The following is a 5,183-nucleotide window of genomic DNA, read 5'->3' as shown; positions in this document are numbered from 1 at the left end:
TGCCGACGCTGCCGCGCCGCCGGGCGCCGAGGTCGAGCCGCCTCAGGGAGAACCCGGCGAGCTGCTCCCGCATCTCGTACGCCGGGCAGTCCGCGTCCACCTCCCACACCGCGCAGCCCGACTCGGCGAGCGCCCGCAGCAACGGGCCCTTCTCGGTGCGTACGGCGGGGTCGACGGTGAGGACGGTGCCGACGCCGTTCTGGATGAGCGCCCGCTCGACCTGCTCGCCGCAGGTCAGCACCGGGAGCCCGGTGCTGCCGTCCGGGTGGTCGGTGACCACGCCGACGGGGCGTACCCCGCAGTCCGGCTGCCGCAGCAGCGCGGCGGCGACCCGCTGGGCGGTCGCGGCGGGGCCGATCACCAGCGCGGTGCTCGGCAGCCGCAGCCGCCGCACGCGGCGGCTGCGGTGCACGGCCGCCCGGCCGACGCAGGCGACCACCGCGTGCGCGGCCCAGCCGGCGGCCAGCGCGGCCGGGGTCAGGGCGCGGCCGGGTTCCAGAGCGGCGGTCAGCGTGCCGAGCCCCAGCCAGACCACCGCGATCCGGCCGCAGACGGACGGGAGTTCGTCGAGCACACCGGTCACCGCGCGCGCCGGGCGCGGCCGCAGCAGCAGGGCGCCGGTGACCAGGGCGGCCACGACGAGCGGCCCGCGCACGGCCGCGTCCAGTACGAGCGCGCCGGCCACGGCGGCGGCGAGGTCGGCGGTGAGCAGCGGCAGGGGCGAGACGGCGGGGGAGTGCGGGCGCCGGGCCGGGAACCGGAAGCCCCGCGCGGGCCGTACGGCGTACCCGGACTCCATGCCGGAGGCGCTGGGCGAGGGGACGATGCTTTCCGCGGTCACGGGTGGGTCGACTCCCTGCGCTCGGTGGGCACGGACGGCAGGGTGCCGAGGAGGTCGCGGTAGAGGTCCGCGATCCGCTCGGCGGTCACCCGTACGTCGTGCGTGGTCAGGACGTGCCGGCGGCCGCGGTCGCCGAGGTCCGCGCGCAGAGGTGCGTCGCACAGCAGCCCGGTCACGGCGGTGGCCAGCGCGTCCGGGTCCTCCGGCGGCACCAGGCAGCGTCCGGCGAGCGCGGGCGGCAGGCTCTCGCGGGCGCCGTCCACGTCGCTGAGCACCACGGGCCGGGCGCAGGCCAGCGCCTCCAGCGGGGCCAGCGCCATGCCCTCCCAGCGCGAGGGCAGCACCACCAGGTCGGCGGCCCGGTACCAGGGCAGCACGTCGGCGACCTCACCCGCGAACCGCACGCGCGGTCCCGCCAGTTCACCCAGCCTCTCCCGGTCGGGCCCGTCGCCGACCAGCACCAGCCGGGCCTCCGGCAGGACCGTCAGCACCCGCTCCCACGCGGCCAGCAGCACGTCCTGGCCCTTCTGCGGGCACAGCCGCCCGACACACACCACCAGCGGTCCGGCCCCGAGGCCGGGCAGCCCGGCGCGAGCCGCCGGGGCGGGCGCGGGGGAGAACCGTTCGAGGTCGATGCCGTTGCGCACCACGGCGTACGCGGCGCGCACCCCGGCGCGTACGCCGGTCTCACGCTCCGCCTCGCTGACGCACACCACCCGTTCGGCCCAGCGCGCGGCGAACCGCTCCCAGCGCCGGGCGAGCGCGGCGGTGACCCCGCCGGTGGCCTCGAAGGACCAGGCGTGCGGCTGGAAGACGGTCGGGACACGGCCGCGCAGGGCGAGACGGGCGGCCAGACCGGCCTTGGCGCTGTGCGCGTGCACCAGTGCGGGCCGTACCTCCCCGACGAGGCGGGCGAGCCGCCGTACCTCGCCGGACAGCGCGGGACCCGGGGACCGGGTGGCCCGCCAGAGCCGCACCTCGGCGCCTATCTCCTGTGCCTCCGTGGCCAGTCGGCCGCCCGGACAGGCGATCACGACGCGCACGCCCGCCGCGAGCTGGGCCCGCGCCAGGTCGAGCACGACCCGCGCGACTCCGCCGTCGACGGGCTGCGAAACATGCAGCACCCGTTCTCGGGCGTCGGAAACTGGCTGGTGCATGGGCGGGATACCTCGCTCACAGGGGCGCTCGGATCTGATCGGGACCGCGCCTCGCTGCCGGGCGTCCTCCGCGGTGAAGAGCACACCGGCCCTCGCCGCGTCCCGGTGGGGAACGAGCAGGTGGCCCGGCGGGTCACCGGCGCGCCCGCGCGCCGCGCCCGAGATCGGCCACCCTCGGGCCCGCGTCCGGACGGCCTGGCGTACCCGGCCTGACGCATGACCCGTACGCGTCCTGTCGCGCCGGTCGTGCGCTCCGGTACGTCGTCCGGTGGACCCGCGCCCGGCCACTTCCGTGCGCCCGGCGTACGACGGCGCGGCACGCTGCCTCCCTGAAGCGTGAGCCGGTGGCCGCCACGCACGGCGTCCGGACCTGGTACGGAGGAGAGGGCCGCGACTCTAGTGAGCGCGGGGGTCCGAGCGGCGCAACGACGCGGGTGGGCCTCGCATGCGGCCCCGGTTTTCGCGGAGATCACCCCTTTGGCGGCACAACCCCTCGCGGCGGCTCGCGTTGACACTGCGTCGGGCAGCCCGCCCGGATGTTTGTCTCGAATTTCAAGGAGTACCTCTCCATGTCGCGTATCGCGAAGGGTCTGGTCCTGACCTCCGCCGCCGTGGCGGCCGTCGCCGGCGGTGCCGGTATCGCCGCTGCCGACTCCGGCGCGCAGGCCGTCGCCGCGAACTCGCCGGGCGTCCTGTCGGGCAACGTCGTCCAGATCCCGGTCCACGTGCCGGTCAACATCTGCGGCAACACCATCGACGTCATCGGCCTGCTGAACCCGGCCTTCGGCAACACCTGCGTCAACGACTGAGGTCGTCCGACGCACACCCCGGCCCGGCCGTCCGCACGCGCGTACAGCGTGAGCGGACGGCCGGGCCGCTGTCGTATGGGCGCGCCCTCCCGATCTCAGGGGGAATCTCATATGTCTTGTGCACACAGGGTTTCCGCCCCGGCCGTGACTCGTTGGGCAGGGCGTCGGACATCCCTGGGGCGACGCGAGTTGCCGAGGAGAGGAACATGATGAAGTCCCTGAAGGCCGCAGCCGTCCTGGCCGGTTCCATCGCCCTCACCGGCGTCGCCGCGCCCGCGTTCGCCTACTCCGGCGACCTGACGCCCAGCAGCCTGAACGGCGCCGTGGACCAGGTCGCCAAGGGCGGTCTGAAGGTGCGTGACGTGATGCCGCTGCAGCACCAGTCGGACGCGCTGAACACCGAGAACAAGGACTCCGTCCTCAGCACCGTCAAGGGCGCCACCACCGCGCTCAACACGCACAACCCGCTGCTCGGCGGGCTGCCGCTGCAGAGCTGAGCCACCGTGGAGGGAGGGCCGGACCGCGCCGCGCGGACCGGCCCTCCCTTTCGTGTCCGAGGCGGCGCCCCTTCGTGTCGGAGGCGGCACCCCTTCGTGTCCGAGGCCCCCCCCGCGTGTCCAAGGCCGCGCCCCCTTCGTGTTCGAGGTCGCGTCCCCTGGTTTCGAGGCCGCTTCCCCCGATCGTGTGGAGCACCACCCGGCCGTCCCCCGGACGAGTGAGCGGTCCCCCGGCAGGCCCTGCGCCCGTGGATAGGGTCGCGCGGTGACCTCAACCACAAGCGAAGCCTTCCGCGCCGCCGACCTCGGCACCCTCGTCGTCCTGGCCTGGAGCGGCGAGGCCCCCGACGGCGGCGACATGCCGTACCTGCTGGCGTACTCCCTCGGGGACGCCGAGGGCGGACCGCGTGCCACCTCGGCCGCCGTCACCCAGCTCCTGGAGATGAACGGGCTGACCATCGGCACCGTCATCGACGGCGCCACCCGGCCCAGCCTTCCCGTCTCCCTGCTTGTCGAGGCCGGCCAGGCCGTCGTCCGGATGCCCCAGCTCGTCGCCCAGGCCGACGCCCCGCCGGAGTGGCTGGACGCCGTCGCCCGGCGCGGACACGCCTATCTCGTCTTCACCACCCGCGCCTGGCCCGAGGGCCGCCCCGGTGTGACCGTCGACCCCGCCGCGCTGGCCGCCTTCGCCGGTGCCGACGAGACGCTGATGACCGCCGCCCACGTCATGCTCCCGGCGCGCCGCCTGCGCTGACCCTCTGCCGCCTACTCGGATGGCCGCTGTGCGGTGACCCCGGACGCCCCGACGCGGTTACCGCTGTGGACAAGCCGAACTGCGGACGAGGGAGTGAGCGATGGTCGTCGGTGCCGGTGGAGTGGCCGTGGGGGCGGAACCGCAGGTCAGAGAAGACAAACCGTCGCGGCGGGAGGTGGCCCGCGGCCTGCTGGCCTCGGTGGCCGCCCTGGGGCTGGCCCCGGTGGTCGCCGCGTCCCGTCCGCTGCCTCCGGCCGGGGTCGCGGAGGACAGGGCCTTCGACGAGACCTACCGCGGCCACCGCATCCTGGGCTTCCTGGTCCCGGCCGCGGCGCGCCGGGCTGACGAGGGCGCGTGGCAGATCACCGTCGACGGCCGCCCGCTGCACCTGATGCGCCGCGCCGACGGCACCTGGATGAGCATGGTCGACCACTACACCTCGTACGCCACTCCCCTGGAGGCGGCCCGTGCGGCCGTGGACGAGATCGGTCCCGGCCAGCGGCTGCGCGAGACGGCCCCGGGACCGGTGGGCGGCGAGCACGCGGGACACGGGATGGGGGGCATGCATGGCGTACGTGCGTAAGAACGCCGCCGCGCTCACCGCGAACGAGAAGCGGCGCTTCGTCAACGCCCTGCTGGAGGTCAAACGGCGCGGCGAGTACGACGCGTTCGTGCGGACGCACATCGACTACTACACGGCGGACGGCGAGAAGGGGCTGCGCGCCGCCCACATGGCCCCCTCCTTCCTGCCCTGGCACCGGCGCTTCCTGCTGGAGCTGGAGCGGGCGCTGCGCCGGGTGGACTCCTCGGTGACCGTGCCGTACTGGGACTGGACCCGCGACCGCAGTGCGACGTCGGCGCCTTGGACCAAGGACCTCCTCGGCGGCAACGGCCGCAAGAGCGACCGTCAGGTGACCACCGGGCCGTTCGCCTACGCGGCCGGGCACTGGACCCTCAAGGAGGGCATCACCGACGGCAAGTACCTCACCCGCGACCTCGGCCGCGCCGCCGCCCCGATCCAGCTCCCCACCAGGAGTGAGCTGCAGTGGGCGCTGGACGACCCGGCGTACGACGTCTCCCCGTGGGACTCGACCGTCACCCGGGGCTTCCGCAACAAGCTGGAGG

At 75.0% G+C, this 5,183-nt stretch carries 7 protein-coding genes; 5 read left to right on the top strand and 2 right to left on the bottom strand.

What is annotated here, in order from left to right; translation table 11 throughout:
- A partial coding sequence (locus tag CCN33_RS28775; RefSeq protein ID WP_425275875.1) for a nucleoside-diphosphate sugar epimerase/dehydratase occupies window positions 1–841 on the bottom strand: 841 nt, incomplete at its 3' end.
- Entirely contained in the window at window positions 838–1,998 is a 1,161-nt protein-coding gene (locus CCN33_RS28770; protein ID WP_086696321.1) for a glycosyltransferase, read from the bottom strand. The genes CCN33_RS28775 and CCN33_RS28770, both read right to left, overlap by 4 nt.
- A gap of 569 nt (window positions 1,999–2,567) precedes the next feature.
- Between CCN33_RS28770 and CCN33_RS28765 the strand changes: the two genes are divergently transcribed.
- The 5 genes from CCN33_RS28765 to CCN33_RS28745 form a co-directional block, all read left to right on the top strand.
- Window positions 2,568–2,807, top strand: a complete 240-nt coding sequence (locus CCN33_RS28765; protein ID WP_086696320.1) for a chaplin — start codon at window positions 2,568–2,570, stop codon at window positions 2,805–2,807.
- A 209-nt stretch (window positions 2,808–3,016) separates the two neighbouring features.
- Window positions 3,017–3,304, top strand: coding sequence for a hypothetical protein (locus tag CCN33_RS28760; RefSeq protein WP_086696322.1), 288 nt, complete (start codon window positions 3,017–3,019; stop codon window positions 3,302–3,304).
- Between the two features lie 265 nt (window positions 3,305–3,569).
- On the top strand, window positions 3,570–4,058 hold the full coding sequence (locus CCN33_RS28755) for a DUF5949 family protein (protein WP_086696319.1): 489 nt from the start codon (window positions 3,570–3,572) through the stop codon (window positions 4,056–4,058).
- Window positions 4,059–4,158: 100 nt separating this feature from the next.
- Window positions 4,159–4,641, top strand: a complete 483-nt coding sequence (locus tag CCN33_RS28750) for a tyrosinase family oxidase copper chaperone (RefSeq protein WP_086696318.1) — start codon at window positions 4,159–4,161, stop codon at window positions 4,639–4,641.
- Window positions 4,625–5,183, top strand: a 559-nt coding sequence (locus CCN33_RS28745) for a tyrosinase family protein (protein WP_140394728.1), incomplete at its 3' end; no start/stop codon positions are given. The genes CCN33_RS28750 and CCN33_RS28745, both read left to right, overlap by 17 nt.

The sequence above is a fragment of the Streptomyces recifensis genome, assembly GCF_002154615.1.
Taxonomy (GTDB): domain Bacteria; phylum Actinomycetota; class Actinomycetes; order Streptomycetales; family Streptomycetaceae; genus Streptomyces; species Streptomyces griseoluteus.
This window is presented reverse-complemented; position numbering and strand designations above follow the sequence as displayed.